The 4,148-nt window shown below is 39.1% G+C and carries 4 protein-coding genes; 2 read left to right on the top strand and 2 right to left on the bottom strand.

The window, feature by feature from the left end:
• Nucleotides 1-168: 168 nt before the first annotated feature.
• Entirely contained in the window at nucleotides 169-558 is a 390-nt protein-coding gene (locus tag H8B19_RS18745; protein ID WP_186508667.1) for a DUF3718 domain-containing protein, read from the bottom strand.
• A 239-nt stretch (nucleotides 559-797) separates the two neighbouring features.
• Nucleotides 798-1,187 (bottom strand): DUF3718 domain-containing protein, encoded by a 390-nt coding sequence (locus H8B19_RS18750; protein WP_186508669.1) that lies wholly within the window; start codon nucleotides 1,185-1,187, stop codon nucleotides 798-800.
• A gap of 220 nt (nucleotides 1,188-1,407) precedes the next feature.
• Here H8B19_RS18750 and H8B19_RS18755 point away from each other — a divergent pair, with 220 nt between their 5' ends.
• Nucleotides 1,408-2,613, top strand: coding sequence for a BaiN/RdsA family NAD(P)/FAD-dependent oxidoreductase (locus tag H8B19_RS18755; RefSeq protein ID WP_194362770.1), 1,206 nt, complete (start codon nucleotides 1,408-1,410; stop codon nucleotides 2,611-2,613).
• Between the two features lie 845 nt (nucleotides 2,614-3,458).
• Nucleotides 3,459-4,076 carry an FG-GAP repeat domain-containing protein gene (locus H8B19_RS18760; RefSeq protein WP_186508671.1) on the top strand — a complete coding sequence of 206 codons (618 nt, stop codon included), beginning with the start codon at nucleotides 3,459-3,461 and terminating at the stop codon, nucleotides 4,074-4,076.
• Nucleotides 4,077-4,148 lie beyond the last annotated feature (72 nt).

Raw genomic sequence — 4,148 nt, forward strand, 5'->3', positions numbered from 1 at the left:
AAAAATCCGATGACCTTACGATCATCGGATTTTGATCCTCTTATGCCGAATGTCAACTTCTTAACTGATCGGCATTAGCCAATAGGCCGTTTTTTTATATTTTTGACGCCTTGGGGTTGTTGCCACTCACCATCGAGGCGTCAAGACAATCCGGTGAGTGGCCCCCAATTAGTTAAGACGGTCAATCAGCTCTTTGCCAATTTCTGAATCTAAGTAACCGTTTTGTGAAGCCCAGTCTTTAATGGCTAAACCATCAGACTCAGCTTGCGATAAATCTTTTTTTGACATCTTTTTAATCATGTAAGTACCAACATCAACCGCATCATTCTGCATCGAATAACGAATTAAGCTGTTACCACCACAGGAAACACCACCGTAAAAATCACCTAAGCGCAGTTTGTAATCTTTTTGCACACCACGCATTTTTTTGCGTAGTTCACCTTTGTCATTATTTTTAACTATGGTGCAGATGTTTTGCAGATCTTCATTTACATCAGCGAATGCAAAAGGAGCAGCCAAAACGGTAGACAGTGTTGCGATAGTAAGTAATTTTTTCATGATGATTGCCTCATTTATATTTTTAAATATTTGCTTGTGATGACACAAGTTGCCTTGACGGGTTTTAGAATAGGCAAATCAAAATGTGGCTTACAGGGGGTGAATTTGTACGCAGGTATACAAAATCATACGTTTATAAAATAAAAACAGGGCCTGATTAGCCCTGTTTACCGACGCCTAAAAGGGATATGTCACTTGCCATCGAGGCGTCAAGACAATCCGGCAAGTGACTCCCAAAACTAGCTGATACGGTCTAACAACTCTTTACCGATCTCGGTACCGATAAAACCGTTTGCTTCGGCCCACTGCTGGATAGTCTGACCATCCGCTTCAGCGTTGCCTAAATCTTTTTTCGACATTTTCTTAATGATGAATACACCTACATCAGTCGCATTATTCTGCATTGAATAACGGATCAGACTTGAGCCACCACAAGAAATACCAGGATAAATATCACCAACGCGCAGTTTGTAATCGTCCTGAATCGCACGTACTTTTTTGCGCAATTCACCCTTGTCGTTGTTCTTAACAATGGTGCAAATATTTTGCAGATCTTCGTTTACGTCAGCAAAACAAACCGGGGTTGCAATAGTTGCTGCAAGAGCAGCGATAACAATAGATTTTTTCATGTAAAATGCCTCTCAAAATTGACTAAGATTGTCTCGACGGCGCGCATCATATGTCCGGTTCAATTTTCCGGATAGATGGAACGAATGTACGTATGTATACTTATTTATACCTATAAAAATAACTTGCTGATATTTAAAGATATTTATTGAGTTTTATTTTATTTAAGCAATAAAAATTTATTGTTACCGCGACTTTATGACTCTGGTTATATGTTGCTAATTGACAGGAGTACTTCTTATTAGCTCACTCACGACAGATGTTGTTGTAATCGGCGCAGGGGCTGCTGGATTATTTTGTGCTGCTCAGGCAGGCAAACGTGGTCGTAAAGTTATGTTGCTCGATCACGCAAAACGCATAGGGGGAAAAATTCTGATGTCCGGTGGTGGACGTTGTAATTTCACCAATATGTATGCTGAACCTGGCAATTACCTGTCGGCTAATCCACATTTTTGCAAATCGGCTTTAAGTCGTTACACCCAGTGGGACTTTATTAGTCTGGTCAGTGAATACGGCATTGCCTACCACGAAAAGACCTTAGGTCAGTTATTTTGTGATAACAGCGCCAAAGACATATTAAACATGTTACTAAAAGAGTGTGATGCGGCTGGCGTTCAGCTCAAAACAAGCTGTGTCATTAGCGATATTCAAAAAACAACAAACGGTTTTCAATTACAAACAACCTTAGGTGAGATCCAGTGCGAATCTCTGGTGGTGGCCACCGGCGGCTTGTCTATGCCTAAACTTGGCGCCAGCCCTTTTGGTTATAAAATTGCTGAGCAGTTTGGTTTAAAGGTTTTACCAACCCGGGCAGGACTGGTGCCTTTTACCTTGCATGAAGAAGATAAAACCGTACTGGCTGAATTAAGTGGTATTGCTTTAGATTGTGTAGCCAGTAACGAGCAAATCAGCTTTAAAGAAGCGCTGTTATTTACTCACAGAGGTTTAAGTGGCCCGGCCGTGTTACAAATATCGTCTTACTGGCAACCCGGTGAACCAGTATGTTTTAACTTATCACCACAGCAGGATTTACTCGAGACACTGCAACAGGCTCAGCAACAACAGGCCGATACACAGCTCTCGACGGTTTTATCACGCATCTACCCCAAACGCTTTACCCAAACTGCACTTGACTATTTTGGGTTAAATAATAAACCGATGAAACAGTATCAGGGTAAACAACTACATGATGTTGCCGCAGCGTTTGAACAATGGTCAATAAAACCCAATGGCACCGAAGGATATCGCACCGCGGAGGTCACACTCGGAGGTGTGGACACTAATCAGTTAAGTTCTAAAACCATGATGGCTAAAGAGGTTGAAGGGCTTTATTTTATTGGTGAAGTGGTTGATGTCACCGGCTGGCTGGGAGGCTTTAATTTTCAGTGGGCCTGGAGCTCTGGCTGGGTTGCAGGGCAGGAAGTATAGGTGTTTTCGCATAATAAAGTTTGTACATTAATCTATACTGGTTAAACGATTATATTGTGAAACCACCAATTTGCCTCGCTTCAAAGAAATATAAACATTCGAAGGTTTTCAAAGAGCGCTAAAAACTAAATATGGCATTGAAGGTGGTACACCCAACAAATTCCTGATTCTAAAGTTCTTAATATTCTGACCACAGACTTCTTGCTTACATGCGATGACAAGCATAAAGGAGTTTGGTATGAAGCTGTATCAATTGAATCTAACGCTAAGGACTTGGCAGGCAAGCGAAGAACTTTATCAGGATTACATTAAAGTGAGATGTTTAACTGTGGGCACATGTTAATAGTATAAATACCTAATTCAATTTCATATTAAAAATGGAAAAGTAATTAACTGCATTCCCGAGCCTGAATATTCAGATGACGAGTTGATGACTTTGAACGACGTAAGGAGCTTGGTAATAGTGCACTTACAATCAGAACGCAAAAAGCAATATATTTAAAACACATTGTTCTATTTTTACATGTGAAACTGTCACATCTGTTATAAAGTTATATATACGCACTATACGCTTACACGTTGAATCTGATTTATGAAATTATTTAAAATTTCCAACCTTGTTTTTATCTCTTGTAATTCTCATAAATAAACAAACTGACATAAATTACCAATTAATTATTGTTAACTTGTAGGTTGACAACATTTTAAACATAACGTTACTGTAATAACTGATTGAGTTCTGTATTTTCTTCAGGGATTGAAGATTAAGTAATACACCTCTGGTGTCTCGCCTTTTGATTTCTTAAGAAAACAACTCTTTGTATTCTGCCTAAGTAAGGATTTTTATGAGAATTCAATGGGTTTCTTTATTATCCGTATTATCCACTATTATTTTTTCCTCTTGCGTTCATGCCGACCAGGATATTGACTGGAAGAACAGTGAATATTCTCGCCATTACGGGGATTTCAATGGTGATGGTTCTACTGAATTATTTTTGCACAGTAAAAGCAAGTCGTTACCAAATATTTTTGTTCTAAACCCTGAATATTCAGGCGAGGATACAACTAAATCTTCAAATGAGATTATTGAACTTTCAGCATTAAATATACCAGACTATAGCCACTCCCGCGCTGTGGTTGGTGACTTTAATGGTGACGGTTTTGATGATTTGTTAAATATCGTGCCCGCCAACAATCATGCTTCTGTCGTGTTCGGGAATAAAAATATTTTTGGTGAAACCAACCTGGAAACTGTAAAAATAACTGGAAAATTAGGGCTTGATTTAGCGATTAACAGGCCTCTTTACAGTGGCGATTTTAATGGTGATGGGTTGGATGATATCTTGATTGTTAACCCTAAATATAATGGCTTTGTTGTTTATCTGGCTGATAAAAAAGGTCTTCATTTTAAGCAAAAGGATACAATTCACTTCAATACTGAACACAGTCAATCCTTAACCTGATTACCCACTTTGATCAGCCACTGCTACACTGTATATAATTACAGTTAAAGGTGGGTGCATATCATGGCAAAG

Origin of the sequence: Neptunicella marina (assembly GCF_014270035.1) — a bacterium.
Classification (GTDB): Bacteria; Pseudomonadota; Gammaproteobacteria; order Enterobacterales; family Alteromonadaceae; genus Neptunicella; species Neptunicella marina.